Annotated in this window: 22 protein-coding genes; 15 read left to right on the top strand and 7 right to left on the bottom strand. The window is 66.9% G+C overall.

Annotated elements, in window-relative coordinates; all coding sequences use genetic code 11:
- Nucleotides 1–11: 11 nt before the first annotated feature.
- Nucleotides 12–959 (bottom strand): ADP-ribosylglycohydrolase family protein, encoded by a 948-nt coding sequence (locus tag VMT40_RS19685; protein ID WP_326359838.1) that lies wholly within the window; start codon nucleotides 957–959, stop codon nucleotides 12–14.
- 119 nt (nucleotides 960–1,078) lie between these two features.
- Between VMT40_RS19685 and VMT40_RS19680 the strand changes: the two genes are divergently transcribed.
- Together VMT40_RS19680 and VMT40_RS19675 are read left to right on the top strand one after the other, a co-directional pair.
- On the top strand, nucleotides 1,079–1,288 hold the full coding sequence (locus tag VMT40_RS19680; protein ID WP_326359837.1) for a hypothetical protein: 210 nt from the start codon (nucleotides 1,079–1,081) through the stop codon (nucleotides 1,286–1,288).
- Nucleotides 1,289–1,298: 10 nt separating this feature from the next.
- Entirely contained in the window at nucleotides 1,299–2,747 is a 1,449-nt protein-coding gene (locus tag VMT40_RS19675) for a flotillin family protein (protein WP_326359836.1), read from the top strand.
- A gap of 213 nt (nucleotides 2,748–2,960) precedes the next feature.
- On the opposite strand, the gene VMT40_RS19670 is transcribed toward VMT40_RS19675, so the two are convergent.
- Complete coding sequence (locus VMT40_RS19670) at nucleotides 2,961–3,947, bottom strand: phosphotransferase (protein WP_326359835.1); 987 nt, start codon at nucleotides 3,945–3,947, stop codon at nucleotides 2,961–2,963.
- 118 nt (nucleotides 3,948–4,065) lie between these two features.
- Between VMT40_RS19670 and VMT40_RS19665 the strand changes: the two genes are divergently transcribed.
- Complete coding sequence (locus VMT40_RS19665; protein WP_326359834.1) at nucleotides 4,066–4,413, top strand: DoxX family protein; 348 nt, start codon at nucleotides 4,066–4,068, stop codon at nucleotides 4,411–4,413.
- 10 nt (nucleotides 4,414–4,423) lie between these two features.
- Here VMT40_RS19665 and VMT40_RS19660 read toward each other — a convergent pair whose 3' ends face one another.
- Nucleotides 4,424–4,729 carry a hypothetical protein gene (locus VMT40_RS19660; protein WP_326359833.1) on the bottom strand — a complete coding sequence of 102 codons (306 nt, stop codon included), beginning with the start codon at nucleotides 4,727–4,729 and terminating at the stop codon, nucleotides 4,424–4,426.
- Between the two features lie 240 nt (nucleotides 4,730–4,969).
- On the opposite strand from VMT40_RS19660, the gene VMT40_RS19655 reads away from it, so the two are divergent.
- Together VMT40_RS19655 and VMT40_RS19650 are read left to right on the top strand one after the other, a co-directional pair.
- Nucleotides 4,970–5,884: a helix-turn-helix domain-containing protein gene (locus tag VMT40_RS19655; protein ID WP_326359831.1), complete on the top strand. Its 915-nt coding sequence runs from the start codon at nucleotides 4,970–4,972 to the stop codon at nucleotides 5,882–5,884.
- A complete protein-coding gene (locus tag VMT40_RS19650) occupies nucleotides 5,871–6,077 on the top strand; it encodes a DUF397 domain-containing protein (protein ID WP_326359830.1) in 207 nt (68 codons plus the stop codon). Before VMT40_RS19655 ends, VMT40_RS19650 begins: the two co-directional genes overlap by 14 nt.
- Here VMT40_RS19650 and VMT40_RS19645 read toward each other — a convergent pair.
- Both VMT40_RS19645 and VMT40_RS19640 read right to left on the bottom strand, forming a co-directional pair.
- Nucleotides 6,074–6,337 (bottom strand): GlsB/YeaQ/YmgE family stress response membrane protein, encoded by a 264-nt coding sequence (locus VMT40_RS19645; protein ID WP_326306399.1) that lies wholly within the window; start codon nucleotides 6,335–6,337, stop codon nucleotides 6,074–6,076. The two genes, VMT40_RS19650 and VMT40_RS19645, sit on opposite strands and share 4 nt — an antisense overlap.
- A gap of 99 nt (nucleotides 6,338–6,436) precedes the next feature.
- Nucleotides 6,437–7,393, bottom strand: a complete 957-nt coding sequence (locus VMT40_RS19640; RefSeq protein WP_326359828.1) for a sensor histidine kinase — start codon at nucleotides 7,391–7,393, stop codon at nucleotides 6,437–6,439.
- Nucleotides 7,394–7,589: 196 nt separating this feature from the next.
- On the opposite strand from VMT40_RS19640, the gene VMT40_RS19635 reads away from it, so the two are divergent.
- The 6 genes from VMT40_RS19635 to VMT40_RS19610 all read left to right on the top strand — a co-directional run bounded on the left by VMT40_RS19635 (nucleotide 7,590) and on the right by VMT40_RS19610 (nucleotide 16,733).
- Nucleotides 7,590–8,105, top strand: a complete 516-nt coding sequence (locus VMT40_RS19635) for an anti-sigma factor (protein ID WP_326359826.1) — start codon at nucleotides 7,590–7,592, stop codon at nucleotides 8,103–8,105.
- A 30-nt stretch (nucleotides 8,106–8,135) separates the two neighbouring features.
- Entirely contained in the window at nucleotides 8,136–8,480 is a 345-nt protein-coding gene (locus VMT40_RS19630; RefSeq protein ID WP_326359824.1) for an STAS domain-containing protein, read from the top strand.
- Between the two features lie 146 nt (nucleotides 8,481–8,626).
- Nucleotides 8,627–9,433 carry a SigB/SigF/SigG family RNA polymerase sigma factor gene (locus VMT40_RS19625; protein WP_326359823.1) on the top strand — a complete coding sequence of 269 codons (807 nt, stop codon included), beginning with the start codon at nucleotides 8,627–8,629 and terminating at the stop codon, nucleotides 9,431–9,433.
- Nucleotides 9,434–9,604: 171 nt separating this feature from the next.
- Nucleotides 9,605–9,943: an STAS domain-containing protein gene (locus VMT40_RS19620; protein ID WP_326359822.1), complete on the top strand. Its 339-nt coding sequence runs from the start codon at nucleotides 9,605–9,607 to the stop codon at nucleotides 9,941–9,943.
- Between the two features lie 143 nt (nucleotides 9,944–10,086).
- Nucleotides 10,087–14,334 carry a HAMP domain-containing protein gene (locus VMT40_RS19615; protein WP_326359821.1) on the top strand — a complete coding sequence of 1,416 codons (4,248 nt, stop codon included), beginning with the start codon at nucleotides 10,087–10,089 and terminating at the stop codon, nucleotides 14,332–14,334.
- Nucleotides 14,334–16,733 carry a SpoIIE family protein phosphatase gene (locus VMT40_RS19610; RefSeq protein WP_326359820.1) on the top strand — a complete coding sequence of 800 codons (2,400 nt, stop codon included), beginning with the start codon at nucleotides 14,334–14,336 and terminating at the stop codon, nucleotides 16,731–16,733. The genes VMT40_RS19615 and VMT40_RS19610 overlap by 1 nt, the downstream gene beginning before the upstream one ends.
- A gap of 19 nt (nucleotides 16,734–16,752) precedes the next feature.
- Here the strand turns inward: VMT40_RS19610 and VMT40_RS19605 are convergent, their stop codons facing one another.
- On the bottom strand, nucleotides 16,753–17,811 hold the full coding sequence (locus VMT40_RS19605) for a zinc-dependent dehydrogenase (RefSeq protein WP_326359819.1): 1,059 nt from the start codon (nucleotides 17,809–17,811) through the stop codon (nucleotides 16,753–16,755).
- A gap of 201 nt (nucleotides 17,812–18,012) precedes the next feature.
- Between VMT40_RS19605 and VMT40_RS19600 the strand changes: the two genes are divergently transcribed.
- Both VMT40_RS19600 and VMT40_RS19595 read left to right on the top strand, forming a co-directional pair.
- A complete protein-coding gene (locus tag VMT40_RS19600) occupies nucleotides 18,013–19,995 on the top strand; it encodes a PTS mannitol transporter subunit IICBA (protein ID WP_326359817.1) in 1,983 nt (660 codons plus the stop codon).
- A gap of 16 nt (nucleotides 19,996–20,011) precedes the next feature.
- Nucleotides 20,012–20,779 (top strand): DeoR/GlpR family DNA-binding transcription regulator, encoded by a 768-nt coding sequence (locus VMT40_RS19595; protein WP_326359815.1) that lies wholly within the window; start codon nucleotides 20,012–20,014, stop codon nucleotides 20,777–20,779.
- 35 nt (nucleotides 20,780–20,814) lie between these two features.
- Here VMT40_RS19595 and VMT40_RS19590 read toward each other — a convergent pair whose 3' ends face one another.
- Nucleotides 20,815–21,783 carry an oxygenase MpaB family protein gene (locus tag VMT40_RS19590; RefSeq protein ID WP_442790026.1) on the bottom strand — a complete coding sequence of 323 codons (969 nt, stop codon included), beginning with the start codon at nucleotides 21,781–21,783 and terminating at the stop codon, nucleotides 20,815–20,817.
- A gap of 353 nt (nucleotides 21,784–22,136) precedes the next feature.
- Between VMT40_RS19590 and VMT40_RS19585 the strand changes: the two genes are divergently transcribed.
- Nucleotides 22,137–22,955: an SDR family NAD(P)-dependent oxidoreductase gene (locus VMT40_RS19585; protein ID WP_326359813.1), complete on the top strand. Its 819-nt coding sequence runs from the start codon at nucleotides 22,137–22,139 to the stop codon at nucleotides 22,953–22,955.
- Nucleotides 22,955–23,062, top strand: coding sequence for a 50S ribosomal protein bL37 (locus VMT40_RS39395; RefSeq protein WP_442790011.1), 108 nt, complete (start codon nucleotides 22,955–22,957; stop codon nucleotides 23,060–23,062). The genes VMT40_RS19585 and VMT40_RS39395 overlap by 1 nt, the downstream gene beginning before the upstream one ends.
- Nucleotides 23,063–23,207 lie beyond the last annotated feature (145 nt).

The raw sequence follows: 23,207 nt of genomic DNA, 5'->3' as shown, positions 1-23,207 counted from the left end.
GGTAGCGGTGATTATTTCGTGCCGGAGAGCCAGCGTCTGAAGCGTCCGGGCGAGGCGGGCTTCCGCCGGTTCTGCAGCGCCTGGTCGACCCAAGAGGGCAGTGGTTCGCGCGCGGCGAGCCACGGTTGCGGCGGCCCGCCTACATAGGTCGCGACAATCCCGCCGACGATGGCGGCGGTCGTGTCGGTGTCGCCGCCCGCCGCGATGCAGGTGGCTACGGCGGCTCGGTAGTTGTCGAGATGGGTTGCGGCGGACCAGATCGTGAAGGGGACGGTGTCCTGGGCGGTTACTCGGACGCCGTTGCCGAGTTCGGCGGCGGCCTGCTCGATGGAAGCGCCGAGGAGGGCGCGGGCACGGTGGATCAGGCGGGTTGTCTCGCTGGGATCGAGTCGGTCGAGCAGGGCGCTGATGAATTGCTCTGGGGTGGGGCGGACTTCGGTGCGACGGGCGTGCGCCGCCAGGGCGGCCGCGTGGGCGACGGCGAGCGCGCCGGAGATTCCCTCCGGATGGGCGTGGGTCACCTGGGCGGACCGGATCGCCTGGGCGGCAACCGTTTCCGGGTTGTCGAAGTAGTAGGCCCCCAGGGGAGCGACCCGCATGGCCGCGCCATTGCCGCAGGAGCCCTGGCCGCCGAACGCGGCCGCGGTGACCTCCCGCCAGGGCGTGCCGCGCCGGATGCGGCCCAGCGTGTCCACGGTCATGAAGCCGTAGTCGCGGCGCTGGTCGATGCGCTCGGCGAAGGCCGCGGCCAGTCGATCCTGGTCCAGTTCACCGTATTCGAGCAGTTCGGCGACGACGGTCGACGCCATCTCGGTGTCGTCGGTCCACTCCCATCGTCCGGGCGGCAGCTCGCCGGTGGCGAGTTCGGCGAGCGGGCGGCGCAGGACGGGGAATTCGGCCCCGACCGCGTCACCCACGGACAGTCCGTTCAACGCGTCGAGCATCAGGTCGGCATGCATCGGGTTCGATGGTAACCAACCGCGAAGTCTGCAAGGTTTTCGTAAGCCGATTGTGAGTGTCGGTGGCCAGGCTTACCGTGTGGATGGTCGGACATTGGCGGTTGCGAGGGTGGGTGTTGATGGCTGCGGACGTGATCGGCAAATACGCGCGGGTGACGGCCGCGATCACGCCCGGCCATCTCGGCGAGGTCGTGATCGAGGTGCGGTTCGGAACCGAACGGTTCCTGGCCCGCGCCGCCGACGGTGAATCGACGATCCCCAAGCACGCTCAGGTACTCGTGGTCGACAGCCTGGGCGGGCGCACAGTAGAAGTCGTTCTCGTGAAATAGAAGGTGCATCGTGGATGTCCTGGTCTTTGTGATGGTCGGGATCGCACTGCTCGCGCTGGTCGTGCTGGTCACGCTCTTCCGAATGGCCTGGCGGGTCGCCGAACCCGATGAGGCGCTGATCATCTCGGGCTTTCGAGCCGGAACCGGGCCGGGCGGGTCGGGTGAGAGCATGGGGTTCCGCATTGTCACCGGACGCGGCTGCCTGGTCGCCCCCGGGCTCACCAAGGTCCGCCGAATCTCGTTGGAGGCGCACGAATCCCAGATCGTGGTGCCGTGCGTGAGCCGCCAGAAGATCAACCTGCAGCTCACCGGCGTGGTCATGTACAAGGTCGGTGATGATTACGCCTCCATCGCCAATGCGGCCCGCCGCTTCCTGGATCGGCCCGCCGACGAGCTCGAGACCAAGGTGCAGAACGTCTTCATCGGTCACCTGCGCGCCATCGCGGGCTCGATGACCGTGGAGGACATGATCAGTGATCAGGACAAGTTCTCCGAACAGGTCCGGGATCGCTGCTCGCACGAGATGGAGTCCTTCGGTCTGGTGATCGACTCCTTCCAGATCCAGTCCATTGCCAGCGAGTCGAATTACATTGCCAACCTGGCGGTTCCGCATCAGGCGGAGGTCGAGCAGCACGCCCGCATCGCGCGCGCCCTGGCCGAGCGCGAGGCCATCGCGCAGGAGCAGGCCGCCCAGGCGCAGGTGGCGCTGTCGGTGCGCGACACCCAGATCAAGAAGGCGGGCTACCAGGCCGAGGTGGACCGGGCCACCAAGGAAGCCCAGCAGCAGGGTCCGCTGGCCGAGGCCACCGCGCGCCAGGCCGTGGTCGAGGTGGCCACCCGGGTCGCGCAGCTCGAGGCCCAGCAGAAGGAGCAGCAGCTCCAGGTCGAGATCCGTAAGCCCGCCGACGCCGAGGCCTACCGCCAGACCACCCTGGCCGCCGCCTCCCGCGACGCCCGCATCAGCCAGGCCGAGGCCGACGCCCAGGAAACCCGCCTGCGCGCCGAAGCCGCTGCGGCCCAGACGAAATTGCAGGCCCAGGCCGAGGCCGAGTCCATCAAGGTCCGTGCCGCCGCGCAGGCCGAGGCCACCCGCCTGACCGGTCAGGCCGAGGCCGACGCCATCCAGGCGCGCGGTCTCGCCGAGGCCGAGGCGGTCCGCGCCCGCATGGCGGCCGAGGCGGCGGGCATTCAGCAGCGTGCCGAGGCGATGAGCAAGAACCAGGAGGCGGTGATCGCCCAGCAGGTGGCCGAGAATCTGCCGGAAATCGTTGCGGCAGCGGCCAAACCGTTCGAGCACGTCGGCCAGTTCACCGTCCTCAACGGCGCGCAGGGCGTCACCTCGGCCCTGGCCGAAATCATCCAGCAGGCGGGCACCCTCACCTCGATGGCCCGCGAATCCCTGCTTCCCGCCCTGAAAACCGAACCGGCTACCAACGGCGAGGTGAAGCTCTCCTCGTAAACCCTTCGCGCACAGCCCGGTCACCACGCGATGGCGGCCGGGCTGTCGTGCGTACTACTCCTGGCTCCTGGTGGGCGCGGTTCGATCGGGTTCAGGCCTTGGTGGATTGGGGTGGGCTGCCTCTGGAAGCGGTCGAGGAGTCCGTGCACCGGCTCGGCGAGGAGATCGCACCGAGCCTGGGCGGCATTCGGTCGCGTCCGGAAGGGGGTGCGGTCACCGGTGCGACAAGGCTTCGAGTGACTCGACGAGGCCGTCCCAGCTCACGCGGTCGTTCTCGGTGTCGCCGTGGGGGTTTCGGAACGTGTGGAGGTAGAGGGCGACCTCGGTCAGATCCCAGCGGAGACGGTACATCTCGAGCAGGTCGGGGATTAGCGTGCGTCCGGTGCGGGCGGTGTATTCGCGCTGGGCGGTGCCGTCGGCGGGGGAGAGGTCCCAGAGGTCGCGCTCGGGTGGGGCGATGCGCGCGGACTCCCAGTCGATGAGGACGAATCCGGCGGGTGTGTGCATTGGTCCTGACCGTATGCGCATGGTGTTGGCGGCGTGCGGTTCACCGTGGGTGAGGACCGCGCGGTCGGGTCGGGAGCGCGCGAGGTCGGTGTAGCCGTCGTAGCGGTCGAGTGCGCGTCGGATGTGGTCGCGGTGTTCGGCGATCAGACGGACTGCGCGCAGGGTGTATGGACCGGTCACTTCGTCGGTGCCGCAGGGATTCTCGAGTTCCCGGTCGAGTTTCTTGCGGCGGTCGATCTCGAATTCGTCGATCGGCGCCGCCGACCACAACTCCGGTGGGGAGGTGTGCAGCGCGACGAGCATGTCCAACACGGCATTCAGATGGTCGCCGTCCCGGTATTCGCCGAAAGTGAAGCCCTCGCCGTCGATATGGGAATACAGCGAAACCGCGAACTCCATGCCGAGCGCCGCGATCGACCGCCCGTCGAGCGTCGGCTTCGGTGCGATGACGAACTCGAACCCGTTGTCGCGCAACCGGATAGCGGTCTCCAAAGCCCCCGCGAGCGCTTCGAAATCGACCGACCGCGCCTCGTCCACGGTGACGAACCACCGCGTGCCGCCGCTGCCCACCTCCCAGTGGTGGCTGCCGAACCCGACCGCCCGATACTCGAGTCGGTCCGCCACGATCCCCCAGCTCTCCCGCAATACCCGAGCCAGATCGTCCTCACGAAAGCCATCCGGTGGATTCAGCACGATTCCGACCCTAGCCCGTGCGTTTTGCACATCGAGGTCGTGACGCGCGCACTACGCCGCGCCCTCGGCGAGTGCGACGGTGTTCTTGTTCGAGATGACTCGCAAAGGAAAGAACACCATGAATATCGCGTACCACGTCGTCGGAGTCGTTGCGGCACTGTGGATTGGTTTCTCCGGCTTCTCCCTGTTCACCCGCAAGCAGTTCGTGGTCGAACCGCTCGAGCAGTACAGCGTCCCCGCCTCGTGGTGGAACTGGCTGGCCCTGGCCAAATCCGCTGGCGCACTGGGCCTGATCGTGGGCTTCTTCCTCCCACCGATCGGCATCGCGGCCGCCATCTGCCTCATTCTCTACTTCCTCGGCGCATCGGCCACCTCCATCCGCGCCGGTCACGCGGGCTCGGCCATCTTCCCGGTCCTCTACCTCGTCCCCGCTGCGGCGACCATGGCGCTCCAGTTCGCCAGATGAGGTCGGGCGCTCAGTTCACTGGTGTGGCATAGCCGCGGATGGTGTCCTCGATCGGTTGCCGAGCCCTCGGATCTCCGAAAGGTTCTGCGCCATCGAGGATTTCATCCAGAATGGCGGCATGGTCGAGCGTCGCCGGAACGCGATGCGCCTCCCGCGCGCTCACCACGACCGCCAGTAGAACCGCCGCGTAAACCCGCGAGCGCGGCACGGTCAATCGCCACCCGCACCGCTCCATCTCCCGAATGCGGGTCTCCACGGTGTCGAGCACATCCTCGATCACCTGCAACTCGATCGACTCGAGGTCATCGCACGGCATGGCGACCCTCGATCCGCTCGATAATCGACTGCACCGACCACGGGTTCTCGCCGGACATCGCGATCTTCCTCCCTGTCGCAGTGGAGCTTTCAGCACACCACCGGCACAGGACCGGGTGTCGCAAAATCGGGTACCCGATCGAAAGTCACCCGAAGACCCACCGCGATACCCGATAATGGTGTCCGCAGCACCCGATTTCGTGACCTGATCCACCCGGTTTCGATGATGAGGGAAGTCGGCATGGCCAGCGGCGATGACAACGACGAGACGGACGGTGCCTCGGGTTCTACCTTGCCCAGACGGCAACTCGGTCGCTTTTTGCGGGAGTGCCGGGAGGCGAACGGCTTCACGATCGCGGCGGCGGCCAAGCTCGCGGATCTCTCCGCGTCCGCATTGCAGCGAATCGAGGCCGGGCAAACGCAGAAAGTGCGCAAACAAGACGTGCGTGCGCTGTGCGAGGTCTACGGGGTCGGTTCCGGCGAACTGCGTGCCGCAATGGATTTGGCGGCGATCGCGCGGACTCAGAGTTGGTACCACGCATACGGCGGGCTGTACTCCGAGGCGTTCAATATGTACACCGGCCTCGAGGTCGCCGCGAGCCGACTGACCACCTATCACGAACACATACCCGGACTTCTGCAAACAGCCGACTACGCCAGGGCCGTGATCGGCGCGTATCCCGGATTCACCAGCCGCGCCGACATCGATCGCAGGGTTGAGCATCGAATGAGGCGGCAGGTCATCGTCACTCGCAAGACCCACCCCATCGAGTTGGAGGTGCTGTTGCACGAATCCGCGTTGCATCGGGTGATCGGTGGTCGGTCGATCATGGCCGCGCAGCTGCGGCATCTCGCCGAGGTCTCCAAGCTGCCCAACGTGCGGGTGCGGATCCACCCGTTCACGGCCGGGCTGACGTGGGGTATGCCGCGCGGTTCGTTCACCCTGCTCGAGTTCGAATCCGACGGTGAACGCGCCGAACCCCCGATCGTGTACATCGAAGGCGGTCCGACCCAGGACGTCTACCTCGAAAAGCCCGACGAGGTCCGGTTATACAGTGAACTTGCCGCGGCAATTCGCAGCGCCACGCTGGAGGACGGACCGACCCGGGAACTGATTCGTCGGGTCATCAAGGAGTACGAACATGGCCAACGCTGAGCTACACGAAGCCGCGTGGTTCAAGAGCAGTCACAGTGGGAGCCAAGGGGATTGCGTCGAGGTGGCGTGGCTCGGGGAAGGCGCTGTGGGGGTGCGGGATTCGAAGAATCCCACCGGTCCGGCGCTGGTTTTCGCGGCGGGCCAGTGGGATTCGTTCACGGCCGGAGTGGTGGCCGGGGCGTTCGAGCGTTAGCGGCGGCCGGTGAGCTTGCCGAGGATGAAGATCAGCAGCACCGCGCCGAGCAGGCAGGTGAGGAAGCTGAAGATCAGTCCGCCGCCGTGGACGTCCACGCCCAGCAGCTTGAGCAGGAATCCGCCCAGCAGGCCGCCGACCACGCCGACCACGATATTGAGGATCACGCCCTGCTGGGCGTCCGTTCCCATGATCTTGCTGCCGATCCACCCGGCCAGGCCGCCGATAATGATCCAGCCGAAGAATCCCAGTGCGAGCATTACGCCTCCTACCAGTTCCGACGCCGGTTGTCAGCCCCTATGGTCGCGCGTCCACCAGCGGGAATCGGCCAGTGACACGCCTGGGCCGCGAAACCGGCTTCACGCGGCCGCGGCGAGCGGGAGGTGAATGCGCAGCGTCGTTCCCTGATCGGCGGTGTGCAGGCGGACCAGATCGGCCAACTGGTTGATCAGCAGCAGCCCGCGCCCGCCGGGTGTCCGCAGCGGCGCGGGGAGGCGACCCGCCAGCGGATTGGTGATGTGGCCGGAATCGTGGACCTGACAACAGAATTGGGAGCCTTCGATCCAATAGGCGAGTACTCCCCGCCCGCCGCCGTGCAGCACCGAATTGGTGGTGGCTTCACCGATGATCAATTCCAGATCCATGACCCGCTGCTCGCTCATGCCGCGCTGCCGGGCGTAGGCGACCGCCGTGTGCCGTGCGGTGGCCACGGTGGCGGTGTCGAAGGCCAGGGTCTGCGCGGTCTCGGGCGGCGGCGGCAGCGGGCGGTTGTACTCGTCCACGACCCGGTCGGGATCGTAATCGCCACTGGCGGTCTCACCGATGTCCTCGATCACGGTCGGGTGGGTGAGGAAGGCGTCGGCGATGGCCCGCGCCGACAGTGTGGCCAGGTCGTAGGGGCACAGGATGGTCACGTCGCGACCGGCGAAGGCCGCGTTGATCAGCGCCTCGTGCTGCACACACGCCGGATACTCCAGCGGTGAGCGCTCGGCCCAGATCGGCTCGCCGATAATGCGGACCCGGGTGTCGGGGTGCGCGTCGGCGAAGGCGCGCAGGACGCCGGGAATGATCCGGCCCGGATTGCGACCCTCGACCGTCATGTCCAGCAGTCGCACCGAATCGGCGTCGTCGCCGAGCGCCGCGCGAATCAGCGCCAGATTGTCCGTGGGCACCGAGACCGCCACCGGCTCACCCTGGGCCAGACCCTCGCGAATGAAGCCGACGGTACCGCGCAGATACTCCTCGGACCCGCGGTAGAAATAGGCGGGGTGCACGAAACCGTCGGCGGTGTTGGGCGTTTCGTCGGAAGCGGTCATGAGGTGAGCACCTCCACGAGGGCACAGACGGACAACTCCCGCGACAGTTTACGCGCGGTCGCGCGGGCGAGCGGTTCGCGCCGGTCACGGCGATGATGGAGGAAGATCGCGCGGGGGACGCGTCGAACGTTCCGTCCTGGTTAATCCCTTGAAGAGCGACGGAGAGTTCGGACGCGCTGTAGGAGGCAGTGGCACCATGCAGGAACAGGAACGATATGACAGTGGCCCCGGCGATTGGGTTGCCCATCGCGGTGTGCCCGGGCAGGGGAAGGCGGAGATGATTCGCGGCGGAGCGGAGGCCGAACCGTCCCCACAGGTCGGGGCCGTGGGAGTGAGTGTGGCCGCGCAGGCCGGAATGCTGCCGATGCTGCGGTCGGTGGTCGAAACCGTGCTGTTGACGGCGGATTTCACCCTCGATGTGGTCACCGATATGCGGGTGGCGATCGACGAGGTGGCCACCGCGTTCGTGATGGCGTCGGCATTGGGCTCCGAGATCGCCTGCGAGCTGCGCTACGACCGACGCCGGATCGAGGTCGAGATCTCGGGGCTGACCAGAAGCCGCGTGCTGCTGCGCGGGGACAGCCTGAGCCGCAAGCTGCTGGAATCGGTGACCGATGAGCTGGACATCGGGGAGGGTACGGGTCGCGCCGACACGTATTCCTATCTGACAGTAGTACGTTTCAGTCGTCGGCGTAGTCGACGCGAGGGATGATGGTGACCGGGCCGATCGAGGGAGTGGGCGTTGACCGAAAGCGGGATGCCGCGATTGCTGACCGTGTCGCGTGCGAGCGCGAACGGAACCGCGGTGGTATCCGCGGTGGGCGAGATCGACATTACGTCGGTGGCGCGGCTGCGGGAGGTATTGGATGAGGTGCTGGCCGCCGCCGAGGAGCCGGTCATCGATTTGTCGGGTGTGCGTTTCATCGGGTCGGTCGGTCTGAACGTCCTGCTCGAGGCGGCGGAGAAGATCAGCCCGAAGCGGCTGCGCCTCGTGGTGTCCCCGCAGGTCCGCCGCCCGATCGAGATCACCGGACTGCACGAGCTGCTGCTGCTCAGCGACACCCTGGACGAGGCGCTGGCGCGCTAGCCGGGGCGCTCACGACGAGCCCGCGATTTGCTTGATATTCACTGTGATTGGACTGTGATAAGGCTCTCGAATGTGTGTTTCCGAGCGCGCAGGCCGGGTAACTCGAAGATCAACGAAATGCTGATAACTCGAAGTGAGGGAAAGCAATGTCGAGTGAACACGCGGGCGATTCCTACGACAACATCGAGCCCAAGCTGCGCGAGCTGGCCGAACTTCCCGCCGGAAGTGACGAGCGCGAGCGGGTCCGCGAGGAGATCATCGCCCGGTGTCTACCCCTGGGCGACCACATTGCCCGCCGGTACGCCGGACGCGGCGTGGACGCCGAGGACCTGGCCCAGATCGCCGCGGTCGGCGTGATCCTCGCGGTGGATCGCTTCGATCCGTCCCACGGCACCAGCTTCCTGTCGTTCGCCCTGCCGACCATCATGGGCGAGGTGCGACGCTACTTCCGCGACAGCACCTGGGCGGTGCGGGTACCGCGCCGGACCAAGGAATTGCAGCAGCGCATCACCCCGGTGATCGCCGAGCTGTCGCAGCGACTGGGACGCCAGCCCACCGCCCGCGAAATGGCCGCGGAACTGAAGGTCGATCTGGCCGAGGTCACCCAGGCGCTGATCGCGGGCAACTGCTATCACGCCGAATCACTCGACACCCCAACGGTTTCCCAGGACGACGGCGGCACCGCGCCGTCTCCGCTGGATCGGTACGCGACCGTCGAGCGCGGCTACGCGCTCGTCGAGGACGCTCTGGCCGCGGCGCCGGCGCTCGCGGCACTGCCCGAGCGGGAACGCGAGATCCTGGTCATGCGTTTCGGCGAGGAGCGGACCCAGGCCGAAATCGCCAGGGCCATAGGCGTTTCGCAGATGCACGTGTCACGCCTGCTGACCCGAACGCTCAGTGAGCTGCGCACCCGGGCCGAGGGCGAACAGCGGCGCAAGGCGCAGGTCGCCTGACCGGCGACGCCTTCGAACCCCTGGCCGAAAGTCGGCTCCCGGAGCGTGTTCGACCGGCCGGGCGACGGTCGTACACTTGAGCCGCCGTGGAGCTGACCCGACGGCACATGGAGGCGAGGCTTTCGAGGAGCGAGGGTGGCCGAGAGCGGAATGTCCTTACCATTGCTGACGGTGGCACGCAGTCGGATCGAGGGTGTCGAGGTGGTCTCGGCCACCGGCGAGATCGACAGCACCTCGGCCGGGCAGCTGGACACGGTGCTCGAGCAGCTCGCCGTGCCCGGCGCACAGCTGGTGGTGGATCTATCCGGGGTCGAGTTCATGGGTTCGGTCGGGTTGACCACCCTGCTGGTCGCGTCGAAATCCACCGGCCCCCAAGGGGTTCGCGTGGTGGCCTCGCCCCAGGTCCGCCGCCCGATCGAGGTGACCGGACTGGATGCGGTGCTGCCGCTGTTCGACACCCTCGAGGCCGCGATCGCGGGCGTGTTGCGCCCGGCCGGTGAAGGAGCCTGATCGGCTGGACCTGGCCGAATCGAGGGGTCTGCTGCGCCGTGGTGCGGTGACCCGTAGAGTCAATCTCGGTTGTGGTGTTCACAAAACCAGCACCTCGCCGCCCGCCCACGGCCGCACGGCCGTGCCGGTCAGAGTGGGATGTGATGACGAAAGACGTGTCACCCAACCGTCAGGCGTCGCAGCCGGTCGCTTGGTCTGCCGATCAGGTCGAACTGCGAAAGCTCTTGGCGGGGTTGACCGCTGTCCGGGACGGGGACTTCGGCACCCGGCTGCCGAACGACGCCGACGGGCTGCTCGGAGAGATCGCCACCGTGTTCAACGGCATGGTGGATCAGCTGTCGCTGTTCACCTCCGAGGTGACCAGGGTCGCGCGTGAGGTCGGCACGGACGGGCGCCTCGGCGGTCAGGCCGAGATCACCGGGGTGTCGGGGACCTGGAAGGACCTCACCGACTCGGTGAACGCCATGGCCGGCAACCTCACCAGTCAGGTGCGCGATATCGCCCAGGTCGCGACCGCCGTGGCGCGTGGTGACCTGTCGCAGAAGATCACGGTGAGCGCGCGGGGAGAGATCCTCGAGTTGAAGAACACCATCAATACGATGGTCGATCAGCTGTCGTCGTTCGCCGACGAGGTCACCCGCGTCTCGCGCGAGGTGGGCACCGAGGGAATCCTCGGCGGCCAGGCCGATGTGAAGGGCGTGTCGGGGACCTGGCGCGATCTCACCGATTCGGTGAACTTCATGGCGGGCAATCTCACCGCCCAGGTGCGCTCCATCGCTCAGGTCGCGACGGCGGTCGCGCGCGGTGACCTCACGCAGAAGATCAATGTCAATGCGCGGGGCGAGATTCTGGAGTTGAAGAACACCATCAATACGATGGTCGATCAGCTGTCGTCGTTCGCGGACGAGGTCACCCGCGTTTCGCGCGAGGTGGGCACCGAGGGGCGACTGGGCGGGCAGGCCGATGTGAAGGGTGTCTCCGGCACCTGGAAGGACCTCACCGAATCGGTGAATGTCATGGCCGACAACCTCACCGCGCAGGTGCGCTCGATCGCCCAGGTCACGACCGCGGTCGCGGACGGTGACCTGACCCAGAAGATCCGCGTCGACGCGCGCGGGGAGATCCTCGAGCTCAAGGAGACCATCAATACGATGGTCGACCAGTTGTCGTCGTTCGCCGACGAGGTCACTCGCGTCGCGCGCGAGGTCGGTACCGAGGGCAACCTCGGCGGGCAGGCGACCGTTCGGGGCGCGTCGGGCACGTGGAAAGACCTGACGGACAACGTCAATGTCATGGCGTCCAACCTCACCAGCCAGGTGCGCTCCATCGCCCAGGTCGCCACCGCCGTGGCGCGCGGCGATCTGGGGCAGAAGATCACGGTCGAGGCCAAGGGCGAGGTCGCGGCGCTGGCCGGGGTGATCAATACGATGGTCGACACGCTGTCGGCGTTCGCGGACGAGGTCACCCGCGTCGCGCGCGAGGTGGGCACCGAGGGCATGCTGGGTGGTCAGGCCCGGGTGCCGAACGTGGCGGGCACCTGGAAAGACTTGACCGACAACGTCAATTCCATGGCCAACAACCTGACCAACCAGGTGCGCAATATCGCCCAGGTCACCACCGCCGTCGCGCAGGGCGATCTGACCAGCAAGATCGACGTCGACGCGCGGGGCGAGATCCTCGAACTGAAGACCACCATCAACACCATGGTCGACCAGCTGTCGGCGTTCGCCGCCGAGGTCACCCGCGTCGCGCGCGAGGTGGGTTCCGAAGGGCGGCTGGGCGGTCAGGCCGAGGTCGAGGGCGTGTCGGGCACCTGGAAACGCTTGACCGAGAACGTGAACGAGCTGGCGGGCAACCTGACCCGGCAGGTGCGGGCGATCGCCGAGGTCACCTCCGCGGTCGCCGAGGGTGATCTGACGCGGTCGATCACCGTGGAGGCCTCGGGCGAGGTCGCCGATCTCAAGGACAACATCAACTCGATGGTGGAGTCCCTGCGCGAGACCACCAAGGCCAATCAGGACCAGGACTGGCTCAAGACCAATCTCGCCCGTATCTCCGGGCTCATGCAGGGCCCGCGGGATCTGCGGGTGGTCGCCGAGCTGATCATGGACGAGCTGGTGCCGCTGGTGTCGGCACAGTTCGGCGCGTTCTATCTCGCCGACGAGACCGCCGAGCCGCCCGAGCTGCGGCTGCTCGGTTCCTACGGCAGTCCCGACAAGCCGGACAGCGCAAGGCGTTTCACCTTCGGGCAGTCGTTGGTCGGGCAGGCCGCGCGCAGTCGTCGCACCATCGCCGTCGACGAGGTGCCGGGCGATTACGTCACCATCTCCTCCGGGCTGGGGCGGACCGCGCCGGTCAATCTGCTGGTGCTGCCGATCGTGGTGGAGGATCAGGTGCTCGGCGTCATCGAACTGGCGTCGGTGCATCGATTCACCCGCATCCACCGGGATTTCCTGGATCAGCTGATGGAGACGATCGGCGTCAATGTCAACACCATCATCGCCAATGCCCGCACCGATGAACTGCTCGTCGAATCCCAGCGCTTGACCTCCGAATTGCAGGCTCGCTCACAGGAATTGCAGGTCCGCCAGGAGGAGCTGCAGCGGTCCAATGCCGAAATGGAGGAGAAGGCCGCGCTGTTGGCCCGGCAGAACCGCGATATCGAGGCCAAGAACCTCGAAATCGAGCAGGCCCGACAGGAATTGGAGACCCGCGCCCAGGAGCTGTCGCTCGCCTCGAAATACAAGTCGGAGTTCCTGGCGAACATGAGCCATGAGCTGCGCACCCCGCTCAACAGCCTGCTGATCCTCGCGCAATTGCTGGCCCAGAACCCCAGCCGCAATCTGACCGCCAAACAGGTCGAATACGCGAGCATCATTCATTCGGCCGGTTCGGATCTGCTACAGCTGATCAATGACATCCTCGATCTGTCCAAGGTCGAGGCGGGCAAGATGGACGTCTCGCCGGAGCGGGTGCCGCTGCGCAAACTGCTGGATTACGTCGAGGCCACCTTCCGGCCCTTGACCACCCAGAAGAATCTCGGCTTCCGGATCGTGACGCTGTCGGGGCTGCCATCGGAATTGCTCACCGATGATTCGCGATTGCGGCAGGTGCTGAGCAATCTGCTGTCCAATGCGGTCAAGTTCACCGAAACCGGGTCGGTGGAACTGCGGATCGGTCCCGCCGAAGCGTCCGAGCTGCCCGCGGGCGTGCGCCGCCACGGCCCGGCCGTGGCTTTCCGGGTGGTGGACACCGGGATCGGCATCGCCGAACATCAGCTCGAATCGATCTTCGGCGCGTTCCAGCAGGCCGATGGCACGACCAGTCGCAAATACGGTGGCACCGGGCTCGGGCTGTCGATCAGCCGGGAGATCGCCTATCTGCTCGGCGGTGCGATCATCGCCGAGAGCACGGTCGATCAGGGCAGCACCTTCACGCTGTATCTGCCGGTGGCGCGCCCGGATTTTCAAGAGATGCCGCATGCGGAGTCCGATGCCGTGCCGACCGGGGTGGCCGAGGTGGTGGGTGGCTCGGGTCCGAACCCGCAGCGTCGGCTGCTGGTCATCGAGGAACGGCCGCACGGTTTGCTGACCCTGGTCGCCGAGAGCGCCGTCGCCGATCTCGCCTATCGCAATGATCCGCGCGGGCAGGTCCGGGTGGTGAGCGTGGTCGGCATGCGGGAGGCCGCCGCGGCCCTGGCGGGCGAGGTATTCCATTGCGTCGTCGTGGAATTGGATATGTCCAGCAAGACCGCCCTGCGCTTCCTGGACCTCCTCGACGATGATGCGGCCTCGGCGCGGGTGCCGGTGCTGGCGCACATCCGTCGCCTCGACGGCGACCAGGAGCGACGTGTGCGGGAGCGGGCGGCGCATCGGCCGCTGGAGCTGCTGACCAGTCTCGACGAGCTGCGTGAGCGCATCGCCCTGCATATCGCCGCGGACGCTCCGGACGATGTGCCGCCGCTGGTGCGGCGCGAGGAGGCCGTGGTTCCCGCGCCCGCGGTGCCCGATGGCGAGCTGTCCGGGCGGACCGTGCTCATTGTCGATGACGATGCCCGAAATCTGTTCGCGCTCAGCAGTATTCTGGAGCTGCACGGCGTGAAGGTGGTGCATGCCGAGAACGGTCGTGAGGGCATGGACATGCTGGTCGCCCATCCCGAGGTGGACCTGGTGCTGATGGACGTGATGATGCCCGAGATGGACGGGTACACCGCGACCGCGGCCATTCGCGAGATCCCGCGCTACGCCGAGCTGCCGATCATCGCCGTGACCGCCAAGGCCATGCTGGGGGATCGCGACAAGAGCCTGGCCGCGGGCGCCAACGACTATGTCACCAAGCCGGTCGACGCGAATCTCTTGCTGGCGTGCATCCGCCGTTGGCTGAGTGCTTGATGGCCGATTCCGAGCACGGCGGCGAACCGGTACCGGCGACCGCTGGTGAGGATCGACAAGGCGGCCCCGAAATCGGATCCGAACTCACCCGGATCGCCGCCATGGTGGAACGCTTGCGGTCCGAACTCCGGGCGGCACATGCGGGCGCGGATGCGCGCGCGGTGATCGAGATGGCCAAAGGCATTCTCGTGGAACGGTTTCGGTGTGCACCGGCGGATGCCGCGCGACAGCTGGACCAGCTATCCGAGCGCGCGGGGCTGACCCGGCTGGAGTTCGCCGCCGATCTGGTGAACCAGGTGGCGGGGGACGAGATCAGCACGGTGGTAGGCGAATTCACGCCGGGCACCGCACCGGAGCGGTCCGAGGCGGCGATACGGTTGCGCACCACCGAGAGTGGGGCGCTGGCCGCCGCGAACACCCGGCGGGTCGCGGAATCCATGCTCGCGCAGGCGGTCTCGCCCTTGGGTGCCACGGCGATCGCGATCTGGGGTGCGGGCGGCGACGGATCGCTGACCCTGCGGGGATTCGCCGGTATCGGCGAATCCGAGGCCCGACGGTGGCGATATGTGCCGCCGGGTGTGGACACCCCGGCCGGACGGGCGCTGCGTCGGCGGGATGCCCTGTGGATCGATGACCTCGACGAGACCGGCCTGCCCTCGATCGCCAGCGGCGGCGGGGGCCGGGTCGTGCTCCCGGTCGGTATCGGCGGGCGGCTGATCGGCATTCTCGAGGTGTGCTGGCCGCATCCGGTGCGCGACTATCCGCCGCGGATGCGCCGGCAGCTCGAGGCATTGGCCGAACTATGTTCCTACACACTGGATTCGGATCCGGCCGCGGAGCGCGGTCCCGGCGCGGAGGGGCCCGCCGAAGCAACGCGGTTGGCGGACGACCTCCTCGATCCGGCGCTGGTGCTGGTGCCCGCGTACGACGCCGAGCGCGCGCTCGTCGACTTCCGAATCCATCATCTCAATGCGTGTTTCCTGGATCCGGCGGGTCGACCCCGCGAGCTGATCCAAGGCGCGTCGCTGACCGAGGCGTATCCGATCTCCGTCGGCCGGGAGCGGCTGTTCGAGCGCATCGAGCGGGTCTATGCCACCGGGACGAGCTATCGCGCCGACCCCGTCACGCTCACCGAGCTGTCCGGGCGAATGCCGCGGTCGGTGTCGGCCGGGTTGAGCATCGGCCGCCACGGGGACGCGGTCCTGGTGGTGTGGCGCATTCGGGATGTGGCGGAACGTTCGGCCGCGCTCCTGCGGCATGCGCAGCGGCTCGGCCGGGTCGGCGCTTTCGAGGAGAACGCGACCAGTGGCGAGATCATCTGGAGCGAGCACCTTTTCGCGATGTATGGGCTGGAGCCGACCGCCGACCCGATTCCGTTCGGTCAATTGCCCCTCTATGTCGCGCCGTCGGACTCGCAAGCGGCGCAACGATTCCTGCGCGCGGTACTGCGTTATCGACGGGCGGACTCGGCCGCCTTCCGGATCGTTCGGCCGGACGGCGGCATCCGGCATGTGCGGATTGTCGCCGAGCCGGTGCTCGACCCCACGGGTAACCTGCTCGCCGTTCGCGGCGTGTACCAGGATGCCTCGACGCAACATTGGACCGAGATCGCCCTGTCGGCCACCCGCGACCGGCTCACCCGGACCGAGGAACAGGCGGCCGAACAGAGCCAGCTCGCCCGCCGACTCCAACTGGCGATCATGCCCGAGACCCAGCCCGCCACCGAGATTTTCGGGTTGCGGACGGCGGTGCGCTATCGGCCGACCGAGCAGGATCATCTGGTCGGGGGCGACTGGTACGACGTCGTCGTGCTCGCGTCGAAACAGATTCTGGTCTCGGTCGGCGACATTGTCGGGCACGGTATCGCGGCGGCGACCGGAATGGTGGTGCTGCGCAATGCCTTACGCGGTCTGGCTGCCACCGGCGTGGGGCCCGGCCACATGCTCAATTGGCTCAATCAGGTAGCCCATCAGCCCGACGACACCATATTCGCCACGGTCGTCTGTGGTCTCTACGATCCGGAAACCCGGGTCTTGCGCTGGGCGCGGGCCGGGCACCTGCCACCGGTGCTGGTGCGCGCGGGCGCGGCATCGACCCTCCCGGCCGTCGACGGCATGATCCTCGGCGCGGTGGCCGAAACACAGTACGAGGAAGGCGAAATGCGACTGGAGGCCGACGATGTCCTGCTGCTGTACACCGACGGCCTCATCGAACGGCGCGGCCGCGCCCTGGACGACTGCGTCCAGCGACTGCTGACCGAGTCGGCCCGCTTCGACGGTTGCCTGGGCGATCGACTGGACCATCTGCTCGGCAACAGCGACGCCGACAGCGACGACGACATGTGCGTCGTCGGCCTCGAAGTGTGCGGCAGCGCGCCGAGCAGCGGGATCGCGCAGTGAATCCGGGGCCGCCCCGGATTCAGGGTTCGACGGTCACCTTGATGGCCGCACCCTGCTCGACAATGCGGAAGGCATCGAGGATCTCGGGCAGGGGCACGGTGTGGGTGATGAGATCCTCGACCCGAACCTGACCCGTCGAGATGTATTCCAGCGCGCGCCTGTTGTGTTCGGGCGCGGATCCGTTGGCGCCATGAATGTGCAACTGGCGGTAGTGCACCACATTGGAGTCGCATTCGATGGTGGGTTTGGTCTTGGGCAGGCCGCCGAAGAAGGAGATGCGGCCATTGCGCGCGGCCATGGCGATGGCCTGCTCCTGGGTGATGTTGGCGGCGGTGGCCGTGATGACCACATCGGCCCCGCGGCCGCCGGTCAGTTCCATGACCCGGCGCACGACATCCACTGCGGACGCGTCGATCACCTCGTCGGGCTTGACCGCCTCAGCTGAGAGTTGCAACCGGTCGGTATTGACGTCCACGAGATAGACGGGGCCGCACCGGTGTACGCCCCGGGCGATACGAATGTGCATGCAGCCGATCGGACCCGCGCCGAAGACGACGACGGTGTCACCCGCCTCGATGCCGAGGAGTTCCTGCGCATTGATCGCGCAGGCGAGCGGCTCCGCCGCCGAGGCCTCGGCAAAGCCGACGCCCTCGGGAATCCGGTTGAGCCCGTTGATCTTCAACACCTGCTCCGGCACGAGAATGTACTCGGCGAACCCGCCGTCGTACTGGTAGCCCACCGAGGTCTGGTTCTGGCACACCGCCATCCAGCCCTTGCGGCACTCGTGGCATTCCCCGCACGGCACCGCCGCGATGACCTGCGCGCGATCGCCGACGCGCCAGTCGGTGCCGTGGCGCTCGTTCACCGCCGCGCCCACTTCGACGATCTCCCCGGCGATCTCATGGCCGAGAGTGCGTGGCGGCGTGAGGTTTTGGTGTCCGTTGTGACGAATCTTGACGTCGGTGCCGCAGGTCGAACAGTTGCGAACGCGGAGCTTGATCTCGTCCGGGGCGCAGACCGGTTCGGGGATCTCCTCGAGCCGGAGATCCTCGGGTGCGTAGTAGCGCAGCGCCTTCATGGCTGGTGTTCCTTCCGGGTGGCTGTCCGGCGGGGCGTGCCCCTCCGAGGTCACCGTAGCGCGAAACGGGCGTAAAGCCACATGAATTCGTGCCCATTTGTGCCCGATTGCTTGCCATTGTGTCCGATTCTGCGGTCTACTAATTGAAGGAATGTGGCCCGAGTCACATTGCCTTCGAGTTGTTCAGAGGAAGTCGTCACGATGTCCATCGCCTCACCGGAGTCCCGCATCGGCGCGCGGGTGCGCGTGCAGAGAGTCGGTTCGTTCCTATCGAATATGGTCATGCCGAATATCGGCGCATTCATCGCCTGGGGTTTGCTCACGGCCCTGTTCATCGAGAAGGGCTGGATCACTTCTCTCACAGGGCATTTGCTGGGCAAGGGCAGTTGGGTCGCGCACATCGGCGGTTGGGGGGACTACGCGCACGGCGGCATCGTCGCCCCGACCATCACCTATCTCTTGCCGATCCTCATCGGATACACCGGCGGCAAACTCGTCTACGACACCCGCGGCGCGGTGGTGGGCGCCATCGCCACCATGGGCGTGATCGCGGGCGCGGATGTGCCGATGTTCCTGGGCGCGATGATCATGGGACCGTTCGGCGGCTGGGTCATCAAACGGCTGGATGCCCTGTGGGACGGCAAGATTCGGCCCGGATTCGAGATGCTGGTCAACAACTTCTCGGCCGGTATCGCGGGCGGAATACTCGCCACCGGCGGGTTCTTCGGCGTCGGCCCGCTGGTCTCCGCGTTCAGCCGGGTGGCCAGCAATGTGGTGAACTTCCTCGTCGATCACGGCCTGCTGCCGCTGACCTCGATCTTCATCGAACCGGCGAAGGTGCTGTTCCTCAACAACGCGGTCAATCACGGTGTGCTGACTCCCTTGGGCACCACCCAGGCCGCGCAGAACGGCAAATCCATTCTGTTCCTGCTCGAGGCCAACCCCGGGCCGGGTCTCGGTCTGCTGCTGGCCTTTTGGATGTTCGGCAAGGGGATGGCCAAGAGCTCGGCGCCCGGTGCCGCGCTCATTCACTTCATCGGCGGCATCCACGAGGTCTACTTCCCGTACGTGCTGATGAAGCCGAAGCTGATCCTGGCCACCATCGCGGGCGGCATGACCGGCGTCTTCATCAATGTGGTGTTCCACTCCGGACTGCGCGCACCGGCCGCGCCCGGGTCGATCATCGCGGTCTTCGCGCAGACCGCGACCGGCAGCTACCTCGGCGTCACGCTGTCGGTGAGTTGCGCTGCGGCAGTGACCTTCCTGGTCGCCGCCCTGCTGCTGAAGACCGATCGGGCCACCGGCGAAGCGGATCTGGGGCGGGCCACCGTCGCCATGGAGGCCATGAAGGGCAAGCGATCCATCGCGTCCACCGCACTCCTCGGCGCATCGGGCGGTTCGGGTGGTGCTGGCGACTCGACGATTTCCACGATCGTTTTCGCCTGTGACGCAGGCATGGGATCGTCCGCCATGGGTGCGTCGGTGTTGCGCAAGAAGATTCGAGACGCTGGCCGCGGCGACGTCACGGTGGTCAATCGGGCCATCGCGAACCTCGACGACACCTACGATGTGGTGGTCACGCACCAGGATCTGGCCGACCGGGCGCGAGCGCGGACACCCTCGGCCCTGCACATCTCGGTCGAGGACTTCATGAACAGTCCGCGCTACGACGAGATCGTCACCCTGTTGACTCACGCGAACGGTGACGGCCCGGCCGAGGAGCCGGAACCCGTTGCGGCGGAACCGGAGCCGAGCGTCGACGTGCTGCCGCTGCGCTCCATCGTGCTCGACGGTTCGGCCGGTACCAGCGCCGACGCGATCACCGAGGCGGGTGAACTCTTGCTCGCCGCGGGCGCGGTCGACCGGTCCTACCTTCCGTCCATGCACGAACGGGAACGCCTGACCACGACCTATATGGGCAATGGGCTCGCGATTCCGCACGGCACCAATGAGGCCAAGGCCGGTATCCGCCGGGCCGGACTCTCGCTCGTGCGCTATGCCGAACCCATCGACTGGAACGGCAAGCCCGTCGAATTCGTCATCGGCATAGCCGGATACGGTGACGAGCATCGGGCGCTGTTGAATCGCATCGCCCAGGTGTTCATCGACAAGGAACAGGTCGAGCGCCTGCACACGGCGCGCACCGCGGCGGAGATCAAGTCGGTGCTGGACAGCCGGGCCTGAGTAGCGGAGGAGCGATATGTACGCCGAGGAGCGGCAGGAGGCCATCGCCACCCTGGTCGGGCAGCTCGGGCGCGTGGCGGTCACCGATCTGGCCGAACGGTACGACGTCACCGCCGAGACCGTGCGCCGTGATCTGGCCGTCCTCGACCGCATGGGCCTGGTGCGCCGCGTGCACGGCGGCGCGGTCCCGGCCGCCGCCCTGACCGCCCTCGAGCTCGGCACCACCGAGCGCGAGGGCAGCCGCTCCCCGGAGAAGGATCGAATCGCCAAGGCGGCCTTGGATTTCCTGCCGCCCTCCGGCGGCAGCGTCCTGTTCGACGCGGGCACCACCACCGCGCGGGTGGCCGCCCTGCTCCCCGCTGACCGGGAACTGCTGGCGGTGACGAACTCACTCCCGATCGCGACCCGGCTCTCCGCACACCCCGGGGCCCAGGTGCATCTGCTCGGCGGCCGCGTCCGCGGCCTGACCCAGGCGGCCGTGGGCCCCCAAACCCTGCGCGCCCTCGACGAATTGCGCGTCGACGTAGCCTTCATCGGCACCAACGCGCTCACCCTCGGCCACGGCCTCTCCACCCCCGACGTCGACGAGGGCGCGGTCAAACGCGCCATGATCAAAACCGCCCACCGCGTGGTCGTCGTCACCGACTCCAGCAAGCTCGGCCGCGAGGACTTCGTACGCTTCGCCGCCATCGAAGACATCGACGTCCTCATCACCGACGACGCGGGCCCGGCCACCCTGCGTAATGAACTGGAGCAGTACGGAATCGAAGTGCTGACCGCGTAACCGACTGCCCGCTGGTTGTCGGCGAAACCGGCGGCTCAGGACGCGGCCGCGAACGAATCCAGTTGCGCGCTCGCGTAAGTGTCGCGGATCTTCTCGTAGCGGAATCGGTTGTAGGCCAGCGGATCCAGGGTCAGGCGGCGGGGCAGATAGCGCCAGGCCAGGTGCAGCACCGCGCGGTAGAGCGCGTATTCGACCTGATTGGCGCGAGTCCAGCGGATACCGAGCAGCTCTCGCATCCTGGGGTGCTGATTGGCGTCGGAACAGACCTTCGCGGGCCGCGCGAACACCGGGATGGCCGCGCGCCAGAGCGGCCGTACGGCGGGGTGAATCACTCTGGGGAACAACAGCATCGGTACCGGCAGGTGGTCGAAATGCTGACGGGCCTGCTGGAGGAATCCATTGTCGGCCAGCTTCGTCGCGGCGACCTCGTCGTAGTAGGCGGTGAGCTCGGCGGCGGTGGCGGGCAAAGTGGTTGCGGAGCTGGGGAGTTCGAGGGTGGACAGGACCGACCGGAGCGTCTGGTAGACGATGTCACGCTCGGTCGCGTCCAGGTCTCGGCCCGCTATCTGCAGGTAGCCCTTGTACATGAGGTTCAGCCCACTGGCGGCGACCCATTTCCACAGCTCGGGATTCAGGGCGCTGTAGCGAGTGTCGGCGAATTCACCGGTTCCGCGGCCACGCACCGCGCCGTGCATCGACTTCAACTTGGCGGTGAACGCGGCCGCGTCGGTGGGATCGGCGAACAGGTACAGCGCGGTGAACGCGAAGCTGCGCAGCCCACGATCGGTGAAATTCGCGGCGAACTGCCCGCTGCGGTCGACCGCGGCGGCGATCTCCCGATAGGCCACCTGATCCAACGCCAACTGCCCGAAGAAGGGCCACAGCAGCGACCCACCGAACCACCTGACGTCCTCGATGAGCGCGGCATGCGGATTCTCCCGCGACACCGGGAACCTCGATCGCGATCCGTTTCCAACCGGATCGACCAGCTGCTGCGCTCCCACGGTGTTCACCGGAACCCCTCTCGACAGTGAGATGATTACACTCAAATCCTCTCATCATTTCAGTCGTGAGGTCAACGCCCTGTCCCTAGCCGTCTCGGCTCGGAACAAACGGGTGTCAAGGATCCATCAAATCGGGGCCGCAAAGCTTGCCCGGGGTTGCGGGGCGGGGTGATATCTCAGGTGTGACTGTGATCGTCGGCCTGCCGTCTGCTCTGGAGCTCTTCGGGTTCCAGAGTGAGGACGAGCCGCCGAGTTCGAGGTAATCGATCCCGTCATATCTCCTGCCGCGCAAGGTATTTGCGCGGATTCGTCGCCATTCTCGGCGCAACCACACCCCGCCCGATCGGAGAGCTATGTCCGCAACCCTGTCCAGCACCCGCGACGTCGTCGTGACCGGGGCCGATACCCGCCTCGGCTTCGCGACGGCGCAGCGGGTGATCGCCGATGGCGACACCGTCATCGCGCACATTCTGGACAAGAATCACGCCGATGAGACCGTGCAGCGATTGCAGGCCACGGCCAGACCCGGCCAAATACGCATGGTGCAGGCCGATTTCACGCGCTTGGCCGAGGTCGACGAGCTCGGCCGTACTCTTGCCGCGGAATTCGACCGGCTGGACGCGCTGATCAATGTCGCGTCGATCGCCGCGCCCGACGCGCGTACCCACACCGAGGACGGGCACGAATTGACCTTCCAGGTCAACTATCTCGCGCCGCAGCGCCTGACCATGGCACTGCTGCCCGCGCTCGAGGCCGCCCGGGGCCGGGTCGTCACCGTCACCTCGAAACTGCACGCCGCTGGCACGATCGACTACTCCGACCTGGACCGCAGGCGCGGAATCTACACTCCCCTCGCCATTTACGCGCAGTCCAAGTTGGCGCTGACCATGTTCAGCCGCTCGCTGGCCGAAACGGGCCCGGACGGATTGACCTCGCTCAGCGTGCATCCGGCCGACTTCGAGATCGACCTGCCCCGCTTGCGCAGCCACCGCGCCGCCCCCCTCGACGCCGCCGCCGCGCTCCTGGTCCACCTGGCCGCCCCCGGCACGCCGGTCACCAACGGCGGTTACTACGAGGGCGCCCAGCCCTCGAATGCGGCTGCGCTGGTGCGCAATTCGCGCGCCCGCACGCGACTGGCCGCGTGGAGCAACCAACTCGCCCACGTCGCCTGATGTATTCGACCACTCCCGAGAGGAAGTCCATGTCCAAACGTGCCAGCAAGAAGCGCGCCCGCCGCAAGAAGAAGGCGAATCACGGCCACCGGCCCAACCAGCGCTGACCGACCTCCGGCACACCTTTCACCGGCATGTCAGGGCGTGCCGAGGAGCGAAGCCGCCGCGAACCGAAATGGCTCGCGGCGGCTTTGTGCTGGTGAAGGGCATATTTATGGGCGAAATGCCCTTTTTGTGCGCCCGCGATGGCAC

The organism is Nocardia sp. CDC160 (assembly GCF_035818795.1).
In the GTDB taxonomy this organism is placed as follows: Bacteria; Actinomycetota; Actinomycetes; order Mycobacteriales; family Mycobacteriaceae; genus Nocardia.
The sequence above is the reverse complement of the archived record's forward strand: the minus strand, read 5'-3'. Positions and strand labels throughout refer to the sequence as shown.